This is a genomic window from Natroniella acetigena, assembly GCF_023227745.1.
In the GTDB taxonomy this organism is placed as follows: Bacteria; Bacillota; Halanaerobiia; order Halobacteroidales; family Halobacteroidaceae; genus Natroniella; species Natroniella acetigena.
The window spans coordinates 1-26,449 of sequence record NZ_JALKBX010000034.1 but is presented as its reverse complement, the minus strand read 5'-3'; the positions used below and the strand labels follow the sequence as shown (position 1 = coordinate 26,449).

23 protein-coding genes and 1 pseudogene are annotated in these 26,449 nt (G+C 33.5%); 21 read left to right on the top strand and 3 right to left on the bottom strand.

The window, feature by feature from the left end; translation table 11 throughout:
- Positions 1 to 147 precede the first annotated feature (147 nt).
- The 10 genes from MWH25_RS08420 (at position 148) to MWH25_RS08375 (ending at position 13,604) form a co-directional block, all read left to right on the top strand.
- Positions 148 to 1,437: a uracil-xanthine permease family protein gene (locus tag MWH25_RS08420; protein ID WP_248627208.1), complete on the top strand. Its 1,290-nt coding sequence runs from the start codon at positions 148 to 150 to the stop codon at positions 1,435 to 1,437.
- A gap of 285 nt (positions 1,438 to 1,722) precedes the next feature.
- Entirely contained in the window at positions 1,723 to 2,667 is a 945-nt protein-coding gene (locus MWH25_RS08415; protein WP_345947244.1) for an aspartate carbamoyltransferase catalytic subunit, read from the top strand.
- Complete coding sequence (locus MWH25_RS08410; protein WP_248627206.1) at positions 2,648 to 3,925, top strand: dihydroorotase; 1,278 nt, start codon at positions 2,648 to 2,650, stop codon at positions 3,923 to 3,925. The genes MWH25_RS08415 and MWH25_RS08410 overlap by 20 nt, the downstream gene beginning before the upstream one ends.
- An 80-nt stretch (positions 3,926 to 4,005) precedes the next feature.
- The gene (gene pyrF / locus MWH25_RS08405) at positions 4,006 to 4,950 is read left to right on the top strand and encodes an orotidine-5'-phosphate decarboxylase (protein ID WP_248627205.1); all 945 of its coding nucleotides are present in this window, start codon (positions 4,006 to 4,008) and stop codon (positions 4,948 to 4,950) included.
- A 245-nt stretch (positions 4,951 to 5,195) separates the two neighbouring features.
- A complete protein-coding gene (carA, locus tag MWH25_RS08400) occupies positions 5,196 to 6,272 on the top strand; it encodes a glutamine-hydrolyzing carbamoyl-phosphate synthase small subunit (protein WP_248627204.1) in 1,077 nt (358 codons plus the stop codon).
- A 173-nt stretch (positions 6,273 to 6,445) separates the two neighbouring features.
- Positions 6,446 to 9,649 carry a carbamoyl-phosphate synthase large subunit gene (gene carB / locus MWH25_RS08395; protein WP_248627203.1) on the top strand — a complete coding sequence of 1,068 codons (3,204 nt, stop codon included), beginning with the start codon at positions 6,446 to 6,448 and terminating at the stop codon, positions 9,647 to 9,649.
- A 250-nt stretch (positions 9,650 to 9,899) separates the two neighbouring features.
- Positions 9,900 to 10,700: a dihydroorotate dehydrogenase electron transfer subunit gene (locus MWH25_RS08390; RefSeq protein WP_248627202.1), complete on the top strand. Its 801-nt coding sequence runs from the start codon at positions 9,900 to 9,902 to the stop codon at positions 10,698 to 10,700.
- Entirely contained in the window at positions 10,693 to 11,610 is a 918-nt protein-coding gene (locus tag MWH25_RS08385; protein WP_248627201.1) for a dihydroorotate dehydrogenase, read from the top strand. Before MWH25_RS08390 ends, MWH25_RS08385 begins: the two co-directional genes overlap by 8 nt.
- A gap of 133 nt (positions 11,611 to 11,743) precedes the next feature.
- Positions 11,744 to 12,316 (top strand): orotate phosphoribosyltransferase, encoded by a 573-nt coding sequence (gene pyrE, locus MWH25_RS08380; protein WP_248627200.1) that lies wholly within the window; start codon positions 11,744 to 11,746, stop codon positions 12,314 to 12,316.
- A 367-nt stretch (positions 12,317 to 12,683) separates the two neighbouring features.
- Positions 12,684 to 13,604 (top strand): GNAT family N-acetyltransferase, encoded by a 921-nt coding sequence (locus MWH25_RS08375; RefSeq protein WP_248627199.1) that lies wholly within the window; start codon positions 12,684 to 12,686, stop codon positions 13,602 to 13,604.
- Positions 13,605 to 13,687: 83 nt separating this feature from the next.
- On the opposite strand, the gene MWH25_RS08370 is transcribed toward MWH25_RS08375, so the two are convergent.
- Complete coding sequence (locus MWH25_RS08370) at positions 13,688 to 15,445, bottom strand: Rqc2 family fibronectin-binding protein (protein ID WP_248627198.1); 1,758 nt, start codon at positions 15,443 to 15,445, stop codon at positions 13,688 to 13,690.
- 210 nt (positions 15,446 to 15,655) lie between these two features.
- On the opposite strand from MWH25_RS08370, the gene MWH25_RS08365 reads away from it, so the two are divergent.
- From MWH25_RS08365 to MWH25_RS08330, 8 genes are all read left to right on the top strand, one after another.
- Positions 15,656 to 18,391 (top strand): calcium-translocating P-type ATPase, SERCA-type, encoded by a 2,736-nt coding sequence (locus MWH25_RS08365; RefSeq protein ID WP_248627197.1) that lies wholly within the window; start codon positions 15,656 to 15,658, stop codon positions 18,389 to 18,391.
- A gap of 101 nt (positions 18,392 to 18,492) precedes the next feature.
- Positions 18,493 to 18,678: a hypothetical protein gene (locus tag MWH25_RS08360; protein ID WP_248627196.1), complete on the top strand. Its 186-nt coding sequence runs from the start codon at positions 18,493 to 18,495 to the stop codon at positions 18,676 to 18,678.
- 213 nt (positions 18,679 to 18,891) lie between these two features.
- Positions 18,892 to 19,041, top strand: a complete 150-nt coding sequence (locus tag MWH25_RS08355; RefSeq protein WP_248627195.1) for a hypothetical protein — start codon at positions 18,892 to 18,894, stop codon at positions 19,039 to 19,041.
- Between the two features lie 145 nt (positions 19,042 to 19,186).
- Positions 19,187 to 19,426 carry an HNH endonuclease gene (locus tag MWH25_RS08350; protein ID WP_248627194.1) on the top strand — a complete coding sequence of 80 codons (240 nt, stop codon included), beginning with the start codon at positions 19,187 to 19,189 and terminating at the stop codon, positions 19,424 to 19,426.
- 155 nt (positions 19,427 to 19,581) lie between these two features.
- The gene (locus MWH25_RS08345; RefSeq protein WP_248627193.1) at positions 19,582 to 19,821 is read left to right on the top strand and encodes a hypothetical protein; all 240 of its coding nucleotides are present in this window, start codon (positions 19,582 to 19,584) and stop codon (positions 19,819 to 19,821) included.
- Complete coding sequence (locus tag MWH25_RS08340; RefSeq protein ID WP_248627192.1) at positions 19,818 to 20,465, top strand: nuclease-related domain-containing protein; 648 nt, start codon at positions 19,818 to 19,820, stop codon at positions 20,463 to 20,465. The genes MWH25_RS08345 and MWH25_RS08340 overlap by 4 nt, the downstream gene beginning before the upstream one ends.
- Before the next feature lie 22 nt (positions 20,466 to 20,487).
- The gene (locus MWH25_RS08335) at positions 20,488 to 21,390 is read left to right on the top strand and encodes a DUF5655 domain-containing protein (RefSeq protein ID WP_248627191.1); all 903 of its coding nucleotides are present in this window, start codon (positions 20,488 to 20,490) and stop codon (positions 21,388 to 21,390) included.
- A gap of 601 nt (positions 21,391 to 21,991) precedes the next feature.
- Positions 21,992 to 22,735, top strand: coding sequence for a hypothetical protein (locus tag MWH25_RS08330; RefSeq protein WP_248627190.1), 744 nt, complete (start codon positions 21,992 to 21,994; stop codon positions 22,733 to 22,735).
- 644 nt (positions 22,736 to 23,379) lie between these two features.
- On the opposite strand, the gene MWH25_RS08325 is transcribed toward MWH25_RS08330, so the two are convergent.
- Together MWH25_RS08325 and MWH25_RS13165 are read right to left on the bottom strand one after the other, a co-directional pair.
- The gene (locus tag MWH25_RS08325; protein WP_248627189.1) at positions 23,380 to 24,168 is read right to left on the bottom strand and encodes a hypothetical protein; all 789 of its coding nucleotides are present in this window, start codon (positions 24,166 to 24,168) and stop codon (positions 23,380 to 23,382) included.
- A 131-nt stretch (positions 24,169 to 24,299) separates the two neighbouring features.
- On the bottom strand, positions 24,300 to 24,506 hold the full coding sequence (locus MWH25_RS13165) for an ATP-binding cassette domain-containing protein (RefSeq protein ID WP_428832807.1): 207 nt from the start codon (positions 24,504 to 24,506) through the stop codon (positions 24,300 to 24,302).
- A 194-nt stretch (positions 24,507 to 24,700) separates the two neighbouring features.
- On the opposite strand from MWH25_RS13165, the gene MWH25_RS13160 reads away from it, so the two are divergent.
- The 3 genes and pseudogenes from MWH25_RS13160 to MWH25_RS08310 all read left to right on the top strand — a co-directional run bounded on the left by MWH25_RS13160 (position 24,701) and on the right by MWH25_RS08310 (position 26,391).
- Positions 24,701 to 24,859, top strand: a complete 159-nt coding sequence (locus tag MWH25_RS13160) for a response regulator (protein WP_248627188.1) — start codon at positions 24,701 to 24,703, stop codon at positions 24,857 to 24,859.
- A gap of 31 nt (positions 24,860 to 24,890) precedes the next feature.
- Positions 24,891 to 25,157, top strand: a pseudogene (locus MWH25_RS13155) (ABC transporter permease); the annotation flags it as partial.
- A gap of 280 nt (positions 25,158 to 25,437) precedes the next feature.
- On the top strand, positions 25,438 to 26,391 hold the full coding sequence (locus MWH25_RS08310) for an AI-2E family transporter (RefSeq protein WP_248627186.1): 954 nt from the start codon (positions 25,438 to 25,440) through the stop codon (positions 26,389 to 26,391).
- Positions 26,392 to 26,449 lie beyond the last annotated feature (58 nt).

The window sequence follows — 26,449 nt, the reverse complement described above, 5'->3', positions numbered from 1 at the left end:
AAGGTCTTTAACTGTCAACCGTCAACTGTAAACTGTACACTGATATAAAGTGGCAAAGTGCCACTTTATATCAATAACAAGTAAGTTAATTAGAAAATATGTATTAAATTGAAACAGATAACAAATTATAATTAAGGAGGAATAATAATGTTTAAGGGAATAAAAGAATCTGATTTAGATTTTGGTAAAATGTTAGTTTTGGCTATCCAACATCTATTTGCTATGTTTGGAGCGACGGTTTTAGTTCCTAGTTTGACAGGGTTAAATCCAGCAGTTGCTTTATTTACTTCGGGTTGTGGAACTTTAATCTTTCATCTGATAACGAAAGGAAAGGTTCCGGCTTATTTGGGTTCTTCCTTTGCCTTCATTGGGCCAATCATTGCGGCTAAAGAAGGTTATGGGTTACCAGCAGCTTTATTAGGGTGTTTGGTAGCTGGAATAATCTATATTGTAATGGCAGGTGTGGTTAAGAAGATAGGGGTAGGATTTATTGATGATTATCTGCCACCAGTTGTAGTTGGCCCGGTAATTATGACTATTGGCTTAGGGTTGGCCCCGGTAGCTAAGGATATGGCAACTTATCACTTGCCAGTAGCTATCTTTACTCTAGCAGTGACAATAGTAGTCAGTGTTTTAGGAAAGGGAATGTTTAAAGTTATTCCGATTTTAATAGGAATTGTCAGTGGATATCTATTTGGATTAGTGATTGGAATTGTTGACCTTACTCCGGTTATTGAAGCATCATGGTTGGCTTTACCTCAGTTTACTTCTGCATTGGCTTTGGAGTCTATGGGAGCTGGCATTTCAGCAATTGCTTTAATTGCTCCGGTAGCAGTAGTAACAATGGTGGAGCATTTAGGTGATGTTTTGGCTTTGGCTAAAACTACAGATGAAGATTTCATAACAGAGCCTGGCTTACACCGAACATTGTTAGGGGATGGCGTTGCTACTTTATTTGCTTCATTAGCTGGTGGTCCTCCTAATACAACATATGGTGAGAATATAGGAGTATTAGCGATTACTGGTGTGCATAATCCTGTGATTGTTCAGTTGGCTGCGATAATTGTGATAGGAGTCAGTTTTGTGCAGAAGGTAGGAGCAGTAATTCAGACAATCCCTGTGGCTGTGATGGGTGGAATTGTAATCTTATTATTTGGAATGATTGCAGCAATTGGTTTAAGAACTTTAATAGAAAATGAAGTAGACTTAAGTAATAACCGTAATTTAGTAATTGTATCTACTATCTTGGTGATTGGAATTAGTGGTATCTCATTTACAATCAACTTTGTAGAAGTAGCAAACTTCTTACGGCTTGATGGGGTAGCAGCAATCAATAGAATAGCTAATGTGATTGAAGTATTAGAGTTACAAGGGATGGGCTTGGCTGCGATTGTAGGTATAGTATTAAATCGCTTATTACCGAAGCATACGAGTTAAATTAAGCCAAGTCTCCGTGTATTATAGAGGGTTGAAATGAAGCTTTATTATAATAAAGCTTCATAATTGTCAATTGACGGAATGTACAATTTACAATTAAAGCTTAAGTTCTTTGAAAAACCTTGTGGCAATAAGCTTTGGTGATTTTGATTATAAGATTTAAGGGTTTTCCTTCGGGTTCTTTGAACCCTTCGTGATGAAAAAATCCGCTCTTAGATTTTTTCTATCCACTGTCAATTGTTAATTGTACATTGTAAATTGTAAATTAAAATGGAGGTGCTAAAGGTGGTCTGGGAGAGAAAAAACTTGCTAGGTTTAGAGGAGTTAAGTAAAGATGAGATTGAATCTATTTTGAAAACAGCTAAATCGATGAAAGATATTTTGGCAAGACCGATTAAGAAGGTACCAACTTTACGAGGAAAATTAGTTGTCAATCTTTTTTATGAGCCAAGCACTAGAACAAGTTCTTCATTCAGTTTAGCTGCTAAGAGGTTGAGTGCTGATAGTATGGGATTATCTGTCAAGAAAAGCAGTGTAGTTAAGGGAGAAAGCCTGCTTGATACTGCTAAGACTTTACAAGCATTAGGTGCAGATGCTGTAGTGATCAGACATGGAATTCCAGGGGCAGCAAAGCTATTAGCAGAAGAAGTCAATATTCCTGTTTTAAATGCTGGCGATGGTGTTCATGAGCACCCGACCCAAGCTTTATTAGATATGTATACGATTCAAGAAGAAAGAGGTAAGATTGCAGGTCAAAAGATTGCAATTGTAGGAGATATTAAGCATAGTCGGGTTGCTCGCTCTAATATTTGGGGCTTGAATAAATTAGGAGCTGAAGTAAGGGTTATAGCACCTAAGACTTTATTGCCAGTTGAAGTTGAAAAGCTAGGAGTAGAGGTCTATACAGATTTAGAAGAAGGGATTAAAGATGTAGATGTAATTAATCTACTAAGGATTCAACGGGAGAGACAAGGGAAAGGGTTCTTTCCGACAATTAGGGAATATGTCAAGTTTTATGGATTGCGTAAGGAGCATTTAGAGTTGGCTACTGATGATGTAACGGTAATGCATCCTGGGCCAATTAATCGTGGAATTGAGATTTCAGCAGAGTTGGCTGATAGTAATCAAGCAGTAATTGAAGAGCAGGTAACGAATGGTGTAGCTGTCAGAATGGCTTTACTATACCTTTTGATTAGGGGAGGGAGCAGAGATGAAGAAGCTATTACTTAAAGGTGGAGAAGTTGTTAAGCCAGCAGAAAGTAAGAGAGAGCAAGCAGATCTTTTGATTATAGATGGAGAGATAGCAGAGATTGGAGCTAATTTAGAAGCAGTTGATGCTGAGGTAGTTGACGTTGCAGGCAAAGTGATTAGTCCAGGTTTAATAGATATTCATGTTCACTTACGAGAGCCAGGTTTTGAACATAAAGAAACGATCAAAACTGGAACTGAAGCTGCAGCTAAAGGAGGTTTTACTGCAGTTGCTGCGATGCCTAATACTGACCCTGTAATAGATAATCAATCATTGGTCAAATCTATTTTAGCTAAGGCAGAGCAAGAAGCGGCAGTTGAGGTCTATCAGATCGGAGCAATTACTAAAGAAAGTCAAGGAGAAGAGTTAGCTGAGATCGGTTTGATGAAAGAAGAAGGAATAGTTGCTATCTCTGATGATGGTAATTCGGTAATGAATGCGGAAATAATGAGGTTGGTCCTAAGATATGCTCAAGACTTTGATTTGACAGTAATTTCTCACTGTGAAGATGATAATTTAGCAGGAGAAGGTGTAGTTAATGAAGGTTACTACTCAACTATAACAGGATTAACTCCAATCCCTTCTAGTGCAGAAGAGGTGATGGTAGCTCGAGATATATTATTGGCAGAGGAGCTAGGGACTAAAGTACATATTGCCCATATCAGTACTGCAGGAGCGGTTGAATTGGTTCGGCAAGCTAAAAGTAGAGGGGTTGATGTAAGTTGTGAAGTAGCCCCACACCATTTTGCACTGACAGATGAATTGATTACTTCATTTGATACCAATACTAAGGTTAATCCTCCGTTAAGAAGTGAAACAGATGTAGCAGCGATTAAAGAGGGATTAGCTGATGGAACGATTGATATTATAGCTACTGACCATGCTCCTCATACTATAGAGGAAAAAAGAGTAGAATATGATTATGCTCCGTTTGGGATTTCAGGAATCGAAACAGCTTTAGGAGTAGTATTAACTGAGTTAGTCGAACCTGGTATTTTAAGTTTAGAAGAAGCATTGGCCAAGTTGACTATCAATCCTGCTCAGCGATTGAATCTAGCAGGAGGAAGCTTAGCAGTAGGGAGTAAAGCTAATCTAACTGTTATTGATTTAGAAGAAGAGTGGCTAGTAGAACCTGAAGATTTTCTTTCTAAGGGAAAGAATACACCATTTGCTCAGTCTAAATTGAAGGGTAAAGCAGTAATGACAATTGTTGGTGGCAAGATTGTATTTAGTGACTAGTGATTAGTAACTAGAAATTAGAGACTAGAAATTAGAGACTAGAAACAAGTCACAAAACTTATTAAAGGAGCTTGTTTATAATGAATTTTGCAGATAGATTAATGGAAAAGATCGATCAGAAGCAGAGTCATGTCTGTGTAGGGCTTGATCCTCGCTTGAATAGAATTCCTGACCAGATTAAACAAAAAGCAGTAGAGAGATGTGGTAAGACAATAGAGGCTGCTGCTTGGTCATTGTTTGAATTTAACTGTGGGATTATTGATGTGATTAAGGAGCATGTTTCTGTTGTTAAGCCTCAGTTAGCTTTTTATGAAATTTATGGTTCGGTAGGAATTGAGGCTTTTGAAAAGACCGTCGATTATGCTAAAAAGCAGGACTTATTGGTCTTAACAGATGGGAAGAGAAATGATATTGGTTCGACTGCTCAAGCTTATGCTGATGCTTATTTAGGTCAACAAGAGATCTGGGAAGATAAAAAAGTGAAGGCAAGCTCTGATGCTTTGACTGTAACTCCTTATTTAGGTCATGATGGGATTGCCCCTTTTCTAAAAAATTGTGAAGAATATGTAAAGGGAATCTTTATCCTGGTCAAGACATCTAATTCTTCTGCAGGGGAGTTACAAGATCTAGAGATAGCTACAGGGAATAAGCTGTATCAAAAACTGGCTGAGTTGGTAGTTGACTGGGGCCAAGATTTGATTGGACAACGAGGTTATAGTTCAGTAGGGGCGGTAGTGGGAGCTACTTATCCTCAAGAAGCTGAGAGGTTAAGAGAGGTAATGCCTCAAAATTATTTTTTAGTTCCTGGCTATGGTGCTCAGGGTGGAGGAGCAGAAGATGTCTTACCTGCTTTTAATGATGATGGTTATGGAGCTATAGTTAATTCCTCACGAGGAGTCATCTTTGCTTATCAACAACAAGAGTATAGTAATGATTATCAGCAAGCTGCTGAAGAAGCAGTTATTGAGATGAAAGAGACGATTAATCAAGCATTAGCTGGAGCAGATAAACTAGCTTGGGGGTAGTATAAAAATAAGTTTACAGTGTACAATGAACAGTGTACAGTGGATAGAAAAAAATCAAAAGCTCAAAAAATTAAAATTTCTAAAAAGGTTTATACTACAGAGCTAGAGTTGTTTTAATTTTAAGGTTTTAAGGTCTTTAACTGTCAACTGTACCTACGGGTCTTTATCAAGACCCTTCGTGAAACTCATAAAAACCATATCCACCGTAAACTGTACACTGGTATTAAATTGAAGGGGGTTATTAAATGCGAGAAGCAAAGTTAGTTTTAGAAGATGGAACTATTTTTAAAGGGCAAGCTTTTGGAGTTGAGGGTAAAGCCGAAGGTGAGATTGTCTTCAATACTGGAATGACTGGTTATGAGGAGATTTTGACCGATGCTTCTTATAAAGGTGAGATTGTGACGATGACTTATCCAATTATTGGGAATTATGGAATTACGAACAAAGATATTGAATCTTATACCTCCCATGTTAATGGCTTTGTGGTTAGGGAGTTTTGTAATCAACCTAGTAATTGGCGGAGCAAAGAGAAGATAGATGAGTATTTAAAGAGGATTGGAATTGTAGGAATAGCAGGAATTGATACTAGAGCTTTGACTAAGAGATTAAGAACTGAAGGTACAATGAAAGGGATTATTACTACTGCAGATAAATCAGAAGAAGAATTGACTGTGGAAGCAAAAGAAGCTCCTGGTTTATCAGGTCGAGACTTAGTAAGTCAAGTCACTTCTGATGAGGTTTATAAAGAGGGGGATGGTCAGTATCAGGTAGTCTTGATTGATTGTGGAGCGAAGAAGAATATAATCCGTTCTTTAACAGGACGGGATTGTGAAGTAACTGTGGTACCTGCGGATACTTCTGCAGAGGAGATTTTTGATTTCAATCCTGATGGGATTATGCTCTCTAATGGACCAGGGGATCCGAAGGATGCACCTTATGTGGTAGAGACGGTTAAAAAGTTGATGGGCCAAGTTCCAATTTTTGGGATCTGCTTAGGACATCAGATCATAGGATTGGCCTGTGGAGCAGATACTTATAAATTGAAGTTTGGACATCGAGGTGTCAATCATCCAGTTAAAGATTTAAAGACGAATAGGGTTTATATTACTTCTCAAAATCACGGTTTTGCACTAAAGGATGAATCTTTGGAAGGTTTGAACTTAGAGGTAACTCATATCAATGCTAATGACCAGACGGTAGAAGGGTTGAAGCATAAAGAATTACCTGTTTTCTCTGTCCAGTATCATCCAGAGGCTGCACCCGGACCTGAAGATTCTCACTATTTATTTGATCACTTTATAGAACTGATAGAAAAACATTGAATATTTAATACTGAATATTGAATAGTTAAAAAACATTTAATACTGAATAATGAATATTGAATAATTAGCAAACCGTTTATAAAGGAAAAAGTTTATGTTTTCAGTTGGGTTTTGAATTACAACTATTAATTATTAAATGTTAAATATTAATTGATTTACCGAGGGGGTTAAGTATGCCAAAAAGAGAAGATTTAAAGAAAGTAATGGTTATTGGATCAGGGCCAATCATTATTGGACAAGCGGCAGAGTTTGATTATTCAGGAAGTCAGGCTTGTCGGGCTTTGAAGGAAGAAGGATTAGAAGTAGTCTTAATCAATAGTAATCCTGCTACAATTATGACCGATCGGAATATGGCCGATAGAGTTTATATTGAGCCGTTGACTGTTAAATATATTAGAGAGATTTTAGAGAAAGAAAGACCTGATGGTTTATTACCGACTTTAGGTGGCCAGACAGGATTGAATTTAGCGATTGATTTATCTGAGGACGGTATTTTAGAAGAGTTAGGAATTGAACTGTTAGGAACACCTTTAGATACAATTCAACGGGCTGAGGATCGGGATACATTTAAGGCATTAATGGATGAGATTGGAGAGCCGATCCTGACCAGTCGGACTGCTACTACAATTGGTGAGGCCAAAAAGATTGCTAATAAGATTGGTTATCCAGTGATTGTAAGACCAGGATATACGATGGGAGGAACTGGTGGTGGAGTTGCCAATAATCCAGACCAGTTAGATGAGATTGCAGCACGTGGTTTTAAGCATAGCTTAATTGGACAGATTCTGATTGAAAAGAGTATCAAAGGTTGGAAAGAAGTTGAGTATGAAGTAATGAGAGATGCCAATGACAACTGTATTACTGTCTGTAATATGGAAAACTTTGACCCAGTGGGAATTCATACGGGTGATAGTATCGTTTTTGCTCCTAGTCAGACCTTATCTGATAAGGAGTATCAGATGTTACGTTCTTCTTCACTCAAGATTATCAGAGCCTTAGGGATTGAAGGTGGTTGTAATGTTCAATTTGCTTTAGACCCAGATAGCTTTAAGTATAATATTATTGAGGTTAATCCACGGGTTAGTCGTTCTAGTGCTTTAGCTTCTAAAGCGACAGGTTATCCAATTGCTAAGGTTTCAGCGAAGATTGCTTTAGGATATACTTTAGATGAGATTGAAAATGCAATTACTAAAAAGACGACAGCTTGCTTTGAGCCTGCTCTTGATTATGTAGTGGCTAAGATTCCCCGTTGGCCTTTTGATAAATTCCATTATGCAGAACGAGAATTAGGAACGCAGATGAAGGCAACTGGAGAGGTAATGGCTATTGAAAGGACGATAGAAGCTTCTTTATTGAAAGCAGTTCGTTCTTTAGAGGTAGGAGCTTCTGGATTGAAGCATGATGAAGTAGAAAGTTGGAGTGATGAGCAGTTAATAGAGAAATTGAAGGTAGCAGATGACCGACGGATCTTTGTAATTGCTGAAGCACTCGGTCGAGATTGGAGTATTGAAAAGATTCATCAATTGACAGAGATTAATACCTTCTTCTTGGTCAAAATGAAGAACATTATTGAGTTAGAGAGAAGATTAGAAAAGGAAGGTTTAGCTCCAGAGTTGATTAGAGATGTTAAGCGTTTTGGATTCTCTGATCAAGAGATTGGAATTTTGACCGGTAAATCAGAGCAGGAGGTTAATCAATTTCGTAAAGAGCAAGGGATAGAGACTGCTTACAAGATGGTAGACACCTGTGCAGCTGAGTTTGAAGCAGAGACTCCTTATTATTATTCAACCTATGAGCGGACTAATGAATCAGAGGTAACGGATGAAAAGAAAGTATTAGTCCTTGGTTCAGGGCCAATTCGAATTGGCCAGGGGATAGAATTTGATTATTGTAGTGTTCATTCTGCCTGGGCATTACATGAAAAAGGATATGAATCAATCATTGTTAATAATAATCCTGAAACGGTAAGTACCGATTTTGATACTTCAGACAGGTTATACTTTGAGCCATTGACCAAAGAAGATGTAATGAATATTATTGATTTAGAGCAACCAGAAGGGGTTGTAGTTCAGTTTGGAGGGCAGACTTCTGTCAATTTAGCTAAGCCATTAGCTGAAGAAGGGGTCAATATTTTAGGAACATCAGTTAAAGCGATTGATATCGCTGAAGATAGAGATAAATTTATTAATTTATTAAATGAGTTAGGGATTCCAACTCCGATTGGTGATGTAGCTACTTCAATGGATCAAGCAGCTAAGATAGCTAACGAAATAGGTTATCCAGTCTTAGTACGTCCTTCTTATGTCTTAGGTGGTAGGGCAATGGAGGTTGTCTATGATGAGCAAGAGTTAGCAGAATACATGAAAAATGCAGTTAAGGTTTCGCCAGAACGTCCGATCTTGGTTGATAAGTATATGGTTGGAAAAGAGATCGAGGTTGATGCTATCTCTGATGCAGAAGAGATAATTATTCCAGGGATTATGGAGCATATTGAGCGGGCCGGTGTCCATTCAGGTGATAGTATTGCTGTCTATCCTGCTCAGACATTGACTGAGGAGCAAGAAGCTAAGTTGGAGGAGTATACAAGAAGGTTGGCCCAAGCACTAGATGTTAAAGGATTAGTTAATATTCAATATGTCATTCATGATGGAGAAATTTATGTTATTGAGGTCAATCCACGTTCAAGTAGAACGATTCCTTATTTGAGTAAGGTAACAGGGATACCAATGGTTAACTTAGCGACTAAAGCGATGTTAGGAGAAAAATTGAAAGATTTAGGTTATCCAACAGGTCTATTACCAAAAGAAGATCATGTAGCAGTCAAGATACCTGTCTTTTCCTTCTCTAAATTAAGAAAGGTCGATACTAATCTAGGGCCAGAGATGAAGTCAACAGGTGAGATTTTAGGATTAGATCAGGATTATAATAAGGCATTATATAAAGGGTTTGTAGCAGCAGATATAGATATTCCTGAGGAGGGTAGAATTTTAGCTACTATTGCTGACAAGGATAAAGAGGAAGCAATATCTTACATTAAAGAGTTTGCTGAACTAGGATTTGAGATTGTAGCTACTGCTGGAACAGCTGAAGTATTACAAGAAGTAGAGGTAGAGGTAGAAGAGGTTAAAAAAGTATCGGAAGGTTCTCCGCATGTGATTGATATGATAGAAGCAGATGAAGTTGATTTAGTGGTTAATACGCTAACTAAAGGTAAGGTGCCAGCTAGAGATGGATTCCAGATTAGAAGAAATGCAGTAGAGATGGGAATTCCATGTTTGACTTCACTTGATACAACGGAAGCAATCTTGCGGGTATTACAGGAGAATAAAGAAACAGGTAATGAGGTAACTGTTCAAGCACTACAAGACTACGTGTAAAAGCAATTGATAATTGACAGTTGAGAGTTGATAGTTCTGGGTTTATATATCTGTGATTAAAAATTGTAATTTAATGAGATTTAGTTTAAGTTTGAGTTTAAGGCTAAGTAAAAGCTAAATTCATTTACTTTCTTTAACTTCAACCTTAGTCTTAAGCTTAAGCTACATATATTTAAAGGTTACATATTTATAAGTTTTTTAACTGTCAACCGTACACTGTCAACTGTAAACTAAAAAAGGGGGTAGCTCAATGGCACAACGAGTAATTAAAGAGATTATTGATCAACAAAAGATTGGCCCAGGATATTTTAAGCTGGTAATTAAAGTACCAGAGATAGTAGCCCAGGCTAAAATCGGACAATTTGTACATATTAAGTGGGTAGCTGAAGATAGTGGAGCTGATCCATTATTGAGAAGACCGATTAGTCTTAATCGGATCAATCCAGCAGAAGGGACGATGACGCTTGTGTATCGAGTTGTAGGCCGTGGAACAAAGGTACTATCTAAATTAACAGCAGGAGATAAGCTGGATATTATGGGGCCACTAGGAACTGGATTTAGTATTTCTGAAGATACTAACAGGGTATTAGTTATTGGAGGAGGAGTTGGAATTGCTCCTTTGTATCCTCTGGTCAATGAATTAGTAAAACAGAATAAGGAAGTTATTCTACTATTAGGAGCGGAAAGTGCAGAAGAAGTGATAGATTTGAGTAGTTTTGAGGAGTTTGATCTTGAACTGAAGGTTGCTACGATGGATGGTAGTTTAGGAAGGGAAGGTTTTGTAACTGATTATTTAGCGGAATTAGAGCAAGAGATAGATTATATTTATACCTGCGGGCCAATGCCGATGATGAAGGTTATTAGAGATTGGGCAATTGATTCTAATGTTGCCGGTCAAGCTTCCTTAGAAGAGCGAATGGGCTGTGGTACGGGTGCTTGTTTATCCTGTGTCTGTCAGGTCAAGATAGATGGTAAAGATGGTTGGACCTATAAGAAGGCCTGTACAGCTGGCCCAGTCTTTCCACTGAGGGAGGTGATCTTTGATGAGTAAGGTAAATCTAACAGTAGATTTGAATGGATTAGAGCTGCAAAATCCAGTTACGACTGCCTCTGGTACTTTTGGTTTTGGTCAAGAATATAAGAATTATGTTGACTTAGATAAATTAGGTGGAGTAATGGTTAAAGGAACTACCTTACAACCTAAAAAAGGTAATCCTACGCCTCGAATTGCAGAGACACCTGCTGGAATGTTGAATGCTATTGGGTTGCAAAATCCTGGAGTTGATTATTTTATAGAACAGATTCTGCCTGAGATTAAGGATAAAGAGTTTAAGACGATCGTTAATATTTCAGGCAATACCATTGAGGATTATGCTAAGCTAGCTGCCAAGTTGGCTAAGACAGAGATCGATGCAATTGAGATCAATATTTCTTGTCCTAATGTTAAAAAAGGTGGTCTAGCTTTTGGTACTGAGGCTGATATGGCAGCTTCAGTGGTACAAGCAGTTCGAGCAGAGACTTCATTGCCGTTGATTACTAAATTATCTCCCAATGTTGTTGATATAACTGAGATTGCTCAAGCTGTAGAGGAAGCAGGGACGGATATTATCTCTTTAATCAATACGTTGTTAGGGATGAAGATTGATATTGAACGCCAAGAACCTATTTTGGCTAATAAGGTAGGTGGTCTATCAGGGCCAGCGATCAAGCCAGTAGCAGTCAGGATGGTCTATCAAGTAGCACAGGCAGTTGATATTCCGCTGATTGGAATGGGAGGAATTTCTACTGTTGAGGATGCAATTGAGTTCTTCTTAGCAGGGGCCAACGCTATTTCAGTTGGAACTGCTAACTTTGTTAATCCAGAAGTTACGATGGAGATCTTAGCAGGGCTAGAAGAGTATTTGAACGAGCATGATTATCAAGATGTAAATCAGATTGTAGGGAAAGCAATGAATAGTTAAAGAGCATTGAATAGTGAATATTGAATATTTAATAATTAAAGACCTTCAATATTAAATGTATTTTAGTTGTTTTTGTTTCCAATTATTCAATATTAAGTATTAAATATTAAATAGTATGCTGGGGGGATTTTAAATGAAAGAGGAACAAGTAATTGAAATTTTTAAAGAGACTGGAGTTTTGCAGGAGGGGCATTTCAAATTAAGTTCAGGGTTGCACAGTGATCAATACTTACAGTGTGCTCAAGTATTACAACATCCGATTCATGCTCAGAAGTTAGCTGAGGGATTAGCTGCTAAATTTACTGATTTGGAGATAGATTTAGTCGTTGGCCCGGCGATGGGAGGGGTTACTCTTGCTTATGCAGTCGGTTTAGCGATGGAGCAAAAGACTATCTTTACTGAACGTGAAGAAGGTGAGATGACTCTACGAAGAGGATTTCAAATTAATCCTGATGATAAAATTTTAGTGGTAGATGATGTCTTAACGACTGGTAAGTCTGTACGAGAAGTAATTGAGGTAATTGAGCAGAATGGAGCTGAGTTGGCAGCGGTAGGTACATTAGTAGATCGAAGTAATGGTCAAGTTGACTTTGGGGTTCCTACTGAATCAATGTTAGCTGTGGATGTTAAAACTTATGAGCCTGATGAATGTCCAATGTGTGAGCAGGGATTAAAGATAGATAAACCAGGTAGTAGAGAGATTTAAGGTTGTTGGCCCCAGAAATGGGGCTTTTTTAAGTTTGAGTCTAAGTTTAAGTCAAGAATTAAAATAAATATAAGGTTTTAGCTTTTACTGAGGCTTAAATTTAACCTTAGATTATGACCGCAGGTCATTTTTTTATTTTATACATAATTTTTAGTTAAAATGTATATAATACATTTATAGATTGAATAATTTTCCTGAAAAAGAAGGTGAATAACAATTGATCTAGAAATAATACTAAAGGATTGTAGTTATTATAAAGAGTTAATTAAATTTTAAATATATAAATTGAATTAATGATTTTTTTCAATATAATTAACGTTAATTTTTTCAAGCTAGAAAGGGTTAAGTGAAAAGTTAAATTCAATTTATGATAGATATTAATCTAGAGAAGAGAGGTGAGCTGATGCAACAATATGTTTATGCTAATGAAGGGAGAGTATTGTTACGTGAAGCAACAGAGGATGATATTTCTAAAATTTATGAGATGTATCAGGATACTACTCCTAAATTATGGTGGAAAGATGAAGATTTAAATAAGTTTCATTTTGAGTTAATTAAAGAGGTTAATGGAAGGATGTTTGTAGCTGTATTAGATGATGCTGTGATTGGTTATGCTGAATTAATCTTACCTGAATCTACAGCTGAACATGTTTATTTAGTTAGATTGGAGATTCATGATGACTTTAGAAGAAGAAAATTTGGGATAGAATTAGTACGTTATACAGCTATTATTATGAAGGGGTTAGGTTATGAAGGTTATATTACTTGGCCTAATACTGATAAGTCGAAGGGGCTTTATAAAAAGGTAGGCTTAAAAGAGATTAAAGAAGAACCTCAATTATCAGTTAAAATAGTTGATCAGAGAGAGAATGTAAAAGTTGAAAAAATTGGAGAATTAACTATTTCTGAGCGACCACAAGATTTAAATGTGGTAGTTGGTTGTCCATGGGCTAGAGATTATACTTGGTTGAAATCTTTTAAAGTTGGTGAAAAGGAGTTATTAAATTATGTTGGTCCTTATGCTCATCAAGTAAAGGTAGATGATTTTGAAGTAGTGGTCTTATTTAATGGGAGATCGGTTTATATTTATGCTGAAGATCAACAATTGCCAGCTCAAACAGTAGAAAAATTATTAGTTTATGCTTCTAATTTGGCTTTAGATAACGATGTTGAGAAATTACATATTAATATTGAGGAATCAATTTGGTCTAAAATCGATCTGTCCGATATTTGGGAGATTGAAAAAGAAGAAGAGCGTTTAGAAATGAAGATGGATTTTGACAGGTAGGCTTATAAGCCCACCTGTCATTTTTTTATGGGTTACTTAATCTTAGCCTTAATCTTAGCCTAAAATGGGCTATGCCCATTTTATTAATCAGTTATTTCTAGACTTTCAACTAATTCTTGATCAGGATCAACATATAAAGTAGTTTGATTTTCATAATAAACCATGCCTGGCTTGGCCCCTTTGGGTTTGTTAACATGTTTAACTTGAGTATAATCAACTGGAACATTACTGGACTCTCTTCCTTTACTATGAAAGGCAGCAATTTGAGCTGCTTCTAGGATTGTATCTTCAGGTATTTCATCTCTAGTATGATTTCTAACAATTACATGAGAACCGGGAATCTCTTTGACATGAAACCACAGGTCTTGATTATTGGCCATTCTTTTAGTTAATTTATCATTTTGACGATTATTTCTACCGACTAAGATATCATACCCCTTTGTTGATTTGAATTTTAATGGAGGTAGTTTCCTATCTTTTTTATTTTGATTTGCTCTTTGTTCTTTAATATAACCTTCGTCAACTAACTCCTGATAAATTTCTTCTAATTCTAAAATCGTTTCTGCCTGTTCAATATTGGTTTCTAGTTGTTTTAAGTAATTAATTTCATTTTTAGCTTTTCTGACTTCATTTTTGAGATATTTAATACTTCTCTTTGCCTTTTCATACTTTTTAAAGTAGTACTGGGCATTTTCAGCAGGACTTAATTTAGGGTCTAATTGGATTGTCAGTTCTTCACTATCATCTGCATAATAATTTTGTAGTTTAGCTTTCTTCATACCTTTTTCTAGCTGATAAATATTAGCAGTAATCAGCTCTCCTTTTAATTGGTATTTATCTGCATTATAAGCTCCTTTGAGCTGACCATTAACCCGTCTATATTTTTTATAAGCATTTTCTTTATTCTTTTCAATTGTATTCTCCATCTTTCTGATTAAATTGTTAATTTTCTTTTGAATAATTCTGTTTACGAAATAAAAGTTCAGTAATTGATTGATAGAATCAAATTTCTTCTTTTCTAATCCTTCAAATTGTTCTAATTTTAAAGCAGCATAGGCTTCAAAGTTACCTGACTCATCTAATATGAGTGTAGGTTCAAATTGTTCAGTACTAACTTGTTTAAAAACTCCATTAAAGCTGGGCCACAGTTCTTTAATTTGAGCATAACTGGTTAACTCATCGTATTCATTTACTGGACTGCGATGAGCAATCTCAGTAGCCATTGTTGGCCCGATGCCGCGATAACTCTTCATGATTGTCTTGTAAAGAGTTTGGCCCGTCTTTTCTCCTAAAGTAGATTTAAATTCTTTTTGGTTTGTGGTTAACGGATTTTTTTTATCTTGTTCGGGTGGTGGCAAATATTTTTTACCTGGTAATATTTCACGATGACGACTCATGTTTGATGTTATTCGTTTGATACTATCTAAAATTTGGCGATCTTCTTTTAATAATATAATATTACTATGCCTACCCATTAACTCTATAACTAAGATCTTATCTTCTAACTCTCCTTGATTATTCTTATATTGAATTGTAATCTCTAAAATTCGTTCGAAATCAGGTTGTTTAATTTCTTTGATCCTACCAGATTGTATATGTTTTCTAAGTAACATACAAAAAGCCGGTGGTTGTAAAGGATTATCAAACTCCTGATCAGTAATATGAATTCGTGGTTCTTGAGGATTAGCAGAGATTAGAAGTTTAATATTTTCTCCTGGTTGTCTAAGTCTAATTGTTAATAAGTGTTCTTGTGGTTGATATATCTTATCAATTCTACCTTTAAGTAATTTTTTACTCAGTTCAGATTTAACTGCTGCTAAGGTAATACCATCTAAAGCCATATTAACAGCTCCTTCCTAAATTTCTTATCCTTATACTAACATGGCAGTTAGTTTTTTTCAATTATATTTCTAGGATTACCCTGCTCATAACTAATTATAATTTTAAATATTGAATACTTTTATTATTGAGAAGGTTATTTTTTGAAAAAGAACTGAATAATGATAATTATAGTAGAATAGTTAAATTTAAAATGATTAGGAGGGAGAGAAATGACCAACAACAACGTATATAGTTTAACAGTTAAAGAAATCAAGAAAAAATTTGGAATAAATTATTTGGATAGTGGTTTAGATTCTCAGCAAGCAGAAGAAAGATTAAAAACAATTGGCCCTAATAAGCTCCCAGATAATAGTGGTTATTCTGTTTTAAGCTTATTTTTAGAACAATTTAAAGATTTTATGGTCTTAGTCTTGATTGGAGCAATTATTATTTCCGGTTTTTTAGGGGAGTTTGATGATGCAATTGCTATTTTAGCAATTGTTATTTTAAATGCGATTATGGGGTTTGTACAAGAAATTAGAGCTGAAAGATCGTTACAAGCTTTAAAAGAGTTGTCGGCACCCCAAGCAAAAGTTTTACGGGATGGTTCAATTGAAGAGGTTCCATCTCATGAATTAGTCCCAGGCGATATAATCTTAGTAGAAATGGGAGATAAAATTTCTGCTGATGCACGGATTATTAAAGAAAATAATTTGAAAGTTAATGAAGCATCACTTACTGGAGAGTCAATGTCAGTAAGAAAGAAAAAAACAACTTTAGAAGGAAAAGTAGCGGTAGGAGATAGAAAGAATATGATTCACATGGGAACTATAGTTACTAAAGGGCGGACTGAAGCTATTGTTACAGCAACTGGTACTGATACTGAAATGGGCAAGATAGCAGACTTATTACAGCAATCTGAAGATAATAAAACTCCATTACAAGAAAGATTAAATGATTTAGGGCAATGGTTGGTATTAATCTGTTTTATTGCTTGTATAGCAGTTGTAGGTTTGGGGGTCATTAAAGGTGAATCAACTTATAAAATGTTTTTAGCAGGAGTAAGTTTAGCAGTAGCAGCTATTCCTGAAGGTTTACCAGCAATTGTAACCTTATCCTTAGCAATCGGTGTGCAGAGAATGATTAAAAGAAATGCAATAATTAGGAAGTTACCAGCAGTTGAGACTCTAGGCTGTGCAACTGTAATCTGTTCTGATAAGACAGGAACATTAACTAAGAATGAAATGACCGTTCAACAAATATATACTAACGAGCGATTATATAATTGTCAATCAGAAGGTTTTGATAACCCAGCACTGAACAGGATATTAGAGATTGGTGCTATTTGTAACAATGCGAGATTAAAAAGAGGTAATTCCTTATCAGGAAAAATTAATGAAGTTAAAGATTATTTTTTAGGAGAAGAATCTAAAAAAGAAATAGTTGGTGATCCTACAGAAGCAGCTTTATTATTAGCAGCTGATAAAGCGGGATTAAAGAAAGAAGATTTGAGAGCTAGGTTTTCTAAACTATTAGAAATTCCATTCAGTTCTAGTCGTAAAAGAATGTCTATTATTGGAAAGAAGAGAGGAGAGTATGAATTATTTATTAAGGGTGCTCCTGATATCTTATTAGAACGATGTACTAGTTATATAGAGGGGGGGCGAATTAAAAAATTAACTCCTACAACTAAGAATAAGATCCTTAAACAAAATAAAGGGTTAGCTAATCAAGCACTTAGAGTATTAGCATTTGGTTATCGTAAATTAGGTAGTAATATAGATCAGAATAACTTAGAGAAATATGAAAATAATATTGTTTTTGTGGGGTTAGTAGGAATGATTGATCCTCCGCGACCTGAAGTGAAAAGTGCAATTATGAATTGTAAAAAAGCTGGGATTACTCCTAAAATGGTAACTGGCGATCATAAAAATACTGCAGTTGCTATAGCAAAAGAGTTAGAACTATTAAATAAGGGAGATCAAGTAGTAATCGGTAAAGAACTTTCTCAAATGAGTGATCAAAAATTAAAAGAGCAAATTGATGATATTGCTGTTTTTGCTCGTGTGGCTCCAGAGGATAAATTAAGGATTGTAAAGGTATTGCAAGAAAAGGGTCATGTAGTAGCAATGACAGGAGATGGAGTCAATGATGCTCCAGCAGTTAAGGAAGCAGACATTGGGATTGCAATGGGGGAGAAAGGAACTGATGTTACCAAAGAGGCTTCTGCATTGATCTTAGCTGATGATAACTTTGCTACAATTGTAGCAGCAATAGAAGAAGGAAGAGCAATTTATGATAATATTCGTAAATTTATTCGTTACCTTTTATCATGTAATATTGGAGAGATATTAGCCATGTTTTTAACTTCATTATTGGGTTTGCCTTTACCATTAATTCCAATTCAAATCTTATGGGTTAATTTAGTGACTGATGGTTTACCAGCTTTAGCATTGGGGGTAGATCCTGCTGATGATGATATTATGGAAAGGCAGCCAAGAAGTAAAGAGGAAAGTATTTTTGCTCATGGATTGAAGTGGAAGATAGGTGCACGAGGAATATTGATTGGTTTAGGAACAGTCTTAGTCTTCCTATTTGGAATTAGATTTACTGATTCATTGCTAAAAGCGAGAACTTTGGCTTTTACGAATTTAGTAATGGCTCAATTGTTCTTTGTATTTAGTTGTCGTTCAGAAGAGCATAGTCTATTAAGAATTAATCCCCTAAGTAATATATATCTACTAGGAGCAGTTGCTTTCTCTTTTGGAATGCATTATTTAGTACTACATCTACCATTTTTACAACAGATTTTTAATACTACTGTATTGAGTCGAGGGGAATGGGGGTTAATAATATTAGTTTCTGGAGGAACTACATTAGTGATAGAGGTGGTTCAATTTATTATTAATTTATTCAAAAAGAATATTTCTTTGATTGATTTTGAAGAATTAACTAGTAAGACTTAATTACTTTTAAAACTAAAGAGATTTAACAGTAGTTGCTATTGACATGGTGACATTATCATGGTAATCTTCAAACAAAGTTATAATTTTAAGAGGGAGTAAACATGAAAAAATTAAAAGTAATAATAGCTGTTGTCTTATTTAATATAATTAAAGTTTTGACTGTACCTTTTGTCTTGTCCTACTTTAGAGTTAAAATACATAAATCATTTATTAGGGCTTATCCAGCAATGACAGTAGTAGGAACTTTAGTTATGTTAGGGTTGGTTTATTTTAAAGGGGATTTCTGAAATTAAAATATGTAGTTTAAAAAAACACCCCAGATGGGTGTTTTTTTGCTTAGTGGCAATAAGCTTTGGTGATTTTGATTATAAGATTTAAGGGTTTAATTGACAATTGTCAATTTTGTACATTGTAAATTGAAGTTAAGCTATTGAACTTCCCCCTGTTTGCTAGATAGTAAGTTAAGATATATAATATAATTACTTCAAGGGGGATTTTAAATGGACGATGACAGAAGAACTTATAGTGAACAATTCAAACGTGAAACTGTTGAATTAAGTTTCAATTTTGGAGTTAAAGATAGAGATAAATTTGACTTATCTAAGGAAGTTTGTTATATATATGAGAATAGTATAGGAGGAAAAGAATGACTTCTGGCAGGTGTTATTTAACTATAATAAAGACTATTTTATTAGGTAGCTAAATATAGAAATAGAAAAGGTTGCTCGACCACCTAAGGAACCTTCTCAAGAAGTAGAAGTAATACCAGATTTAATTAATTTTGAAGATTTATCCTTGTCTGAAATAAGAAAGAAGGATGAAAGAGTTTGGAGAAAATTGAGAGGGGAAGTTTATGAAAAATGTCAAGATAAAGATGGGTATTATATTTGTGCTCAAACAGGATATAAAAGTAAGTCTACGCTGCGTTTTGATGTAGATCATATTATTCCAATGTCTAAAGGTGGTAAGAGTAGAATTGATAATTTACAGTTATTAAGAAGAGATGTAAATCGTAAGTTAGGTGATAAGAGTTGATTAGGGTTTCGCAAAGCCCCTCTATTTTTCGTGCAAGATTGGGTTTGCGAAAATTCAAAGGGGAGTTTTTCTTTTTTGAAGAATCTATAGAAGCAATTTTGGATAAATTAATAAAAGGAGAAATATAGATATGTATTAATGTTAAGGGGGATGGCATGGCAGAAATAATCAAAGAAAGAGATGAAAAGAATAGCTCTTTAGTTTTTAAGACTGTACAAAGAAAAATTGCTAACCAAGAATCTAACTCTAAAGCAAATATTAATTGTGTAATATTATTTTTAGCTTTAATGTTAGGGAAAGTATATTATTTCCAGCTTGATCAGTTGTTATTTATAACTGCTGTGTTATTAATCTTTAGTTTTTTTATAGATCTGCATATGAAGAGGATTACTTGAGAGATTATGAGATTTATACAACAGTTCAAAATGAATCTTTAAATATTCGAGGTGATAGAGGAGAGGATGAATTTAGAGATAAATTAGTAGAGATGTTAAGTGATGATCAATTTAAAGTTCTTAATAATATCTATATTCCAAGTACAAATGAAAAATATTTAGGGCAGATTGATAGTTTACTTATAGGAAAGCGGAACATATATGTTATCGAAATAAAGAAATGGAAAGGGAAAATAGAAGGTGATTTATCTGATTTGGAGTGGATTGTCGAGAATAATAAAGATCCTAAAAGAAAAAGTCCTTATTATCAAAACAAGTATCATGTCAAGGAAGTAAGAAAATTAGTTAGCTATTTACTACCTAAAGAGAGTCAGATTATGAATGCAATAATCAATATGGAAAGAGATGCAGTATTTAATATTAGAAATAGTGATAGAGAATTGATTTTTGATGATGTAGAGCAATTATTAGAGTTGATTAAGGAAATTGAGAATAAGGAAGCTAGCATCATAACTCCTGAAGTAAACGATAAAATTATAAATAAAATCTTACAAAGACATTTTGAGTTGCTTGAAGAAATGGAATTTAAAATTAATAAGAAGCTCTTAGCAAAACATAATCTGGAGTATATCTCTGGAAATTAAACTTTAAAAAGGGATGATACAAATGTCTTTTAACCTTTACAGAATAACAGATAATGAAATTAAACACTTGAAGAAAAATAGCTTTAAATTAGAAAAAGAATTACAAAATTTAATAGAAGATAACTTAGAAGAGATATTTGGAATTAAATTTTTAGCTAGTGAATACTCTACTGGACAAAAACATGGTGGTAGAATGGATACTTTGGGTATAGATGAAAATAACTCACCAGTTATTTTGGAATATAAAAGGAATCAAAGTCAAAATATGATTAATCAAGCTTTATTTTATTTAGACTGGTTACTAGATCATAAAGCTACTTTTGAAATGCTTGTTCAAAAGAAACTGGGGGCTGATAGAGAGGTTGAATGGTCTTTACCTAGAGTACTATGCATAGCTGAAAAGTTTAATAAGTATGATACTTATGCTGTATCACAAATGGGAAGACCTATAGAATTAATTCAATACCAGTTATTTGAAGAAGGTTTATTAAATATAGAAGTGATTACTTCTAATGAAGAGATAGATTATTCTAAGCCAGTCAAAGAAAAAGAGGTTAAAAAGGAAAAAGACTACGAATTAAAGATGCACTTTGATAAAGGAAAAGAATTTACAGTAAATCTATTTAAGGAATTACAAGGTTATATTTTAGGATTAGGTGATGATGTAGTAGAGAATATTACTAAACATTATATAGCTTATCGTAGTGTCAAAAATTTTGTCTGTCTAGAAATACATAAAAAACATTTATTAATGTATTTATCGATTTCTCCTGAAGAAGTTGATTTAGAAGATAATAGGTTAAGGGATGTTAGGAGTATAGGTCATTATGGTACAGGGGATCTTGAAGTTAGAATAGAGAGTGCCGAAGATATAATAGTAGCTAAAAATTTGATTGAAAAAGCTTATAAATTTTTGGGGGAATAAGAGATTATTGAGTAAAATTTGAGTTTAAAAAACTAAATATCTTGATTAGCAGCAGACTCTTATCTTAATAGATAAGAGTTTTAATTTTTACTGGGTATTAGAATTGCATAATTCTCGGTATTTACAATAATCACATTCTAAATCGCTAGCTAACTATTTAGCTATTAAAGATAGAGAAATAACTTATGCAACTTGTTGTAAGGTCGATTATTCTGTAGATACGATCTACGATACACAAGCTATTACTTATCCAATTAATGAGGCTGGTTATATTTACTTTGATGAACAGGGTAAGCCTTTGGGTTCGAGATTAACGAGATTTTTAGAAAGTGCTGAGGGAAAGGAAGTTTCTGAGAATGCCTATGATTTCTCCTCTAAGGAAGAAGAGTTGAAGACAAAAATGATGTTGCTATCCCTGTAGATAACATACTAATATTCTAAATAAGAAAACTTAATAATTTGATTATATTTATCTGACAAGTTAAAATGAGATTAATAAAGAAATATATTTGTTTTGCAGATATAAAACATTTGCGATATTAAAGAAAGTAGAAGAGGTGATTTAATTAAAAAAACAGTTAGTTTAATTTTATTTTTTATATTGATTGTAATTGTAACTGCTTGTTTAGGTTCAGAAAATGAATTTGGCGTTAGTAAAGAATATAGCGATGATTATTTTTCTTTAAATTATCCAAGCGACTGGGAAAAAGAAGTTAAAGGTAGTGGCGCAAACAAAGTCATTCTTTGGGAAGAAGAAGGATTAGATTTTCAATTTATTGTAGATGTTAGAGAAACAAAGGATGGTGAAGTAAAAGAAAATCCTTGGGAGAAAACAATTAAAAAAACAGAAAAGTTTAAAACTATAAATATAATTGAGCAGGGGCAAGTTGAAATTGATAGTGAAAAAGGAGAAAAATTAGAATTAAAAATTAAAACTCCTGATGGACAAATTGAAAATTTATATTATCAGTTAAAAGAATTAAGAGGTTCTTATAAACAAATAGATCAATATTTAAAAAAAGTAGGGTCAGTAAGCAATTTTATAAAAGAGGTTAAAAATGAGGTAACTAAATTAGATAAAATAGAAGTTATGTTACCAAATGTTGATACTGACGCCCATACTATTGAGCCAAAATATAAAGAAGAAATATTTACTCTTGGAGTTATTGAGGGAGTTAAATATGAGTTGGAAGCTAGTGAAGAAAAAATATTAAAAGAAAAATATATAGTTGTTAATAAACAAGATATTCAGTTGCAAATATTTTTTTCTAGCAATCAAGTAGAATATGATAATAAGATTGAGGTTATTCAAAAGGTGATTAATACTATTAGATTAGTTGATTAAGTGAATTTTATTAATGGTTTAAGGAAAAGACTTACTAATTTTAGTGAATCTTTTCTTATTATAATGGATTTATCTTCTTAATATTCTTCTTTAAATGACTTGTCTTATTTATTCTATAGTAGTGTATTAAAAGGGAGACAAAGATTTTCTTACTAAATAAATTTTTTTGAATTCTATGTAACCTCCTTAACATTATCTTGCGTTTTTTATTTTATCATTATTCAATCTTCTTGTCTAATATTTAAACTTATACTTACGCATTGTGCTAATAGAAATCAATTAACAAATAAGTTAAAATTTAACATATAAATCAAAGACACCTTTTGCTTTAATAGTATAATTTTTACTATGGTTAGTTAAAATACTAGTTCTTTTATATGCCCAATATTTACAGTTTTGCCTAAGCATTTATTGATAAAGTAACATAATCTTTCCCATTTACTATTAATAATAGTATCTTTAACTTTTCACTATCTTATTTTTGGGCTAAAGACTAGAATGCTAATGATGTTGGATCTATTGCTAAACTTTTGTTAGATCTACAGTCTTAAACTGATACAGAATAAAGTAGTCAAACCATACTGAAATATTATCTTAAACATTAGAATGTGGAAACTAATTTCTTTTTTAAAAATCTTTTCATCTTATGAAAAACCAAATTTAAAATTCCTCACAAGTATTCCTGTAATAATTATAATACCTATAATAGAAGCTAGAGCTACACTAATTATTAATTCTTCAGCTATAAAAAGCCGTTTAACTACAATGCCTAATAAAGCCCAGACGATTACTAAATTATAATAAAAATCTCTTCTTTTGATATAAATATAACTTCCAACTATAACTGCAATGGCAATCATTCCAATAGTCCAAGGGGTTGCTGGAATTATAGTATCATAAAGGTTGAGATCAACCAGTAATATAGTTAAATTAGCTAAAGTTGCTACTGTGATCCACCCTGTATAGATGCTAAAGGGAAGATGAACAAATAATTTTTCGGCTCTACTTACTCTTCTTAATCCAATTTCTAACCGATTATAGATTAATATTAAAGAGATTAACAACACAAGCATTATTAAAAAAGATAGACCAATTTTAAGATAATGCCAAGCAAAGATCCAACTTGCATTAGCTAAAGATGAAATGAAAAATAAGGAATCTATTCTATCTAAAAATTCAATTTGAGAATCTGGTATAGAAAGTAAACCTCTGGCTTGATATAAAGTAAAGAATGCCAATAAAAGATAAATCAGTCCCCAGATAGAGAAAGTAATTGGTGCTGGAGTAAATAGGTTAGGGTATAATTCAGCTACTTCACCTGTTGTATAATCATTAAGAGGTAAAATATTTGCTAAAGCATTAATGAAAATTACTAAAATAAAGGAAAAAATATTTAACACTTGCAATATTTTTCTATTAATATTAAGAGACAATTTCGTCACCTCCTCTTTACATCTTTATTAAGGTTTTTAATCTAGTATTACTTATTAACATATGTAAATATTTCCAACAAGTATAAATGCATATCAAATATTAATAATTAAAATCATTTTTTACTTAATTTTTATGGATAATCAACTATTTTGATGGCACTGTTAAAGTCTTCTTTAATATCATAACCATTTATTTTTACTATGCCACTATCTAGATTAATCAACCCTAGAATTATTCTAATAATTGTTGTTTTTCCAACACCATTTGACCCGAGAAAACTAAAGATATCACCTGCTCGTACCTTGAAGCAACATTGGAAACTACTTTTTCTGATCAAATGCTTTAGATAGGTTGGTTACTTCAAGTACGTATCTTTTGCTCATTATGGCACTCTCCCATTACTATTAGTATCTACATTATGTAAATTTTTTATATGTATAAACGGTAAAATTTTAATCTTCAGTTAATTGTTTTTTAATTATTTTACCTTATATACTAGTAAATAGATTAGAAGTTGTCTGGAGGATTAAAATGGAAGGGTATAAAGTTCTGATTGTAGAAGATGAGAAGAAGATAGCTAGATTTTTAGAATTGGAATTACAATATGAAGGCTATCAAGTTGAGATAGCTTATGATGGTCGAGAAGGGTTATCAAAGATAAGAGATGAAGCTCATTATGCTAACTGCTAAGGATCAAGTTACTGATAAGGTGATGGCACTTGAGTTAGGAGCTAAAAAGAAGGATATCTTGTTGCAGTTTTTGATTGAATCTCTCAGTTTGAGTGCGATTGGAGGGAGAGTAGGGATCGGTTTAGGTTATCTAGCTACCTACTTTATTTCGTAGATAGGTGGTTGACCTCTTGTTGTATCGTTGGGCCCTGTAGTGATAGCGTTTAGCTTTTCATTAGTGATCGGTATTTTCTTTGGGATTTATCCTGCTTTGAAAGCAGAGAATTTGCAGCCGGTAGATGCTTTAAATTATGAATAGTCTTAGTTTGATTATCAAGTCAGATCTTGAAAAAACTCTGGCTTTTAAATTGAGTAAAATTGATTTATGGCTTGTAAATTACTGAAGATAGAAGTGAAGTAGAACTTAGTTGTAAAAAGCTTATTTTTTGTTTGTAATATATAGTATTTATAAATGCTACATATCATAAGCAAAAGAAGTATCTATTAGAAAGGAAAGAGGAAAATTAATATATTAGAATTAAATAATATTGGAGGGGAAGTTATGGGCTTTTAAAATTTTAGTGAAAAGGAGTTAAAGAATGGATGAAAAAATATTTAAAATTGGTTATGGAATCCTCTTACTATTTTTAATCATATATGTTGGAACATTAATTAATTGGGTGTTTATTCCTTTGATTGTTATATTTGAAACTTTATTTATTCCGATTATTCTATCAGGATTTCTTTTTTATTTATTGAGACCTGTTGTTAGAGTGATGGAGAAGAGATTATCAAGAAGAATGTCTATTTTGTTATTATATCTTATTTTAGTTTATATTCTAATAAGTCTATTGTTTATTGTTGGCCCTTTACTGCAACGACAGTTTTATAGTTTGATTGATAATATGCCTGTTATTATTTCTGAAATTCAAAGTAGTTTAATTGACATTCAAAAAAGTGATTTTTTTCAACGCTATCCATTAAGTGAGATGTTAAATATAGAAGAATTTATCTTTGAGTTAGGTGATTGGATGAATCAGATGACTACAAATTTTGCTGCGGATCTATTAGTTTTTCTAGGAACACTAGTCAATGTAGTACTTGTATTAATTATTGTTCCATTTATTCTTTATTATCTATTAAAGGATAGGGAGAAGCTTGGAAGATCTATTTTGGGTATTTTTAATGAAAAACAACGCGATGATGTTCAATTAACTTTGCAGGAGATTGATAAAACCTTGAGTGCTTATATACGAGGGCAGGGAATTGTTTGTCTTTGTGTAGGTACTTTATGTTATCTTGCTTTTCTAATTATTGGACTGGATTATACATTATTATTAGCTGTAATAGCAGGGGTTACAAATATTATTCCTTATTTTGGCCCGTGGATTGGAACTGTTCCTGCTGTAGTTGTTGGGTTCTTTCAATCACCAATAATAGCATTGATTACTGTAGGGGTTGTTTTTGTTATTCAGCAGATAGAAAGTAATTTTATAGCACCTCAAGTAATTGGAAGGAAGTTAAAGATGCATCCTATTACAATTATGGTGTGATCTGTTGCGATATGAAAAGTATCGCCTAGTATTGTGAAGACAATCTACAATAACTAAA

What these genes read in the sequence shown, in the direction of transcription:
- MWH25_RS08375 (WP_248627199.1), top strand. Translation starts at nt 12,684, where the DNA reads ATGATAGATATTAATCTAGAGAAGAGAGGTGAGCTGATGCAACAATAT.
- MWH25_RS08385 (WP_248627201.1), top strand. Translation starts at nt 10,693, where the DNA reads ATGAGTAAGGTAAATCTAACAGTAGATTTGAATGGATTAGAGCTGCAA.
- MWH25_RS08355 (WP_248627195.1), top strand. Translation starts at nt 18,892, where the DNA reads ATGGACGATGACAGAAGAACTTATAGTGAACAATTCAAACGTGAAACT.
- MWH25_RS08390 (WP_248627202.1), top strand. Translation starts at nt 9,900, where the DNA reads ATGGCACAACGAGTAATTAAAGAGATTATTGATCAACAAAAGATTGGC.
- MWH25_RS08370 (WP_248627198.1), bottom strand. Translation starts at nt 15,445, where the DNA reads ATGGCTTTAGATGGTATTACCTTAGCAGCAGTTAAATCTGAACTGAGT.
- pyrF (WP_248627205.1), top strand. Translation starts at nt 4,006, where the DNA reads ATGAATTTTGCAGATAGATTAATGGAAAAGATCGATCAGAAGCAGAGT.
- MWH25_RS13160 (WP_248627188.1), top strand. Translation starts at nt 24,701, where the DNA reads ATGGAAGGGTATAAAGTTCTGATTGTAGAAGATGAGAAGAAGATAGCT.
- MWH25_RS08335 (WP_248627191.1), top strand. Translation starts at nt 20,488, where the DNA reads ATGTCTTTTAACCTTTACAGAATAACAGATAATGAAATTAAACACTTG.
- MWH25_RS08410 (WP_248627206.1), top strand. Translation starts at nt 2,648, where the DNA reads ATGAAGAAGCTATTACTTAAAGGTGGAGAAGTTGTTAAGCCAGCAGAA.
- MWH25_RS08420 (WP_248627208.1), top strand. Translation starts at nt 148, where the DNA reads ATGTTTAAGGGAATAAAAGAATCTGATTTAGATTTTGGTAAAATGTTA.
- MWH25_RS08360 (WP_248627196.1), top strand. Translation starts at nt 18,493, where the DNA reads ATGAAAAAATTAAAAGTAATAATAGCTGTTGTCTTATTTAATATAATT.
- MWH25_RS08365 (WP_248627197.1), top strand. Translation starts at nt 15,656, where the DNA reads ATGACCAACAACAACGTATATAGTTTAACAGTTAAAGAAATCAAGAAA.
- MWH25_RS08310 (WP_248627186.1), top strand. Translation starts at nt 25,438, where the DNA reads ATGGATGAAAAAATATTTAAAATTGGTTATGGAATCCTCTTACTATTT.
- carB (WP_248627203.1), top strand. Translation starts at nt 6,446, where the DNA reads ATGCCAAAAAGAGAAGATTTAAAGAAAGTAATGGTTATTGGATCAGGG.
- MWH25_RS08345 (WP_248627193.1), top strand. Translation starts at nt 19,582, where the DNA reads ATGGCAGAAATAATCAAAGAAAGAGATGAAAAGAATAGCTCTTTAGTT.
- carA (WP_248627204.1), top strand. Translation starts at nt 5,196, where the DNA reads ATGCGAGAAGCAAAGTTAGTTTTAGAAGATGGAACTATTTTTAAAGGG.
- pyrE (WP_248627200.1), top strand. Translation starts at nt 11,744, where the DNA reads ATGAAAGAGGAACAAGTAATTGAAATTTTTAAAGAGACTGGAGTTTTG.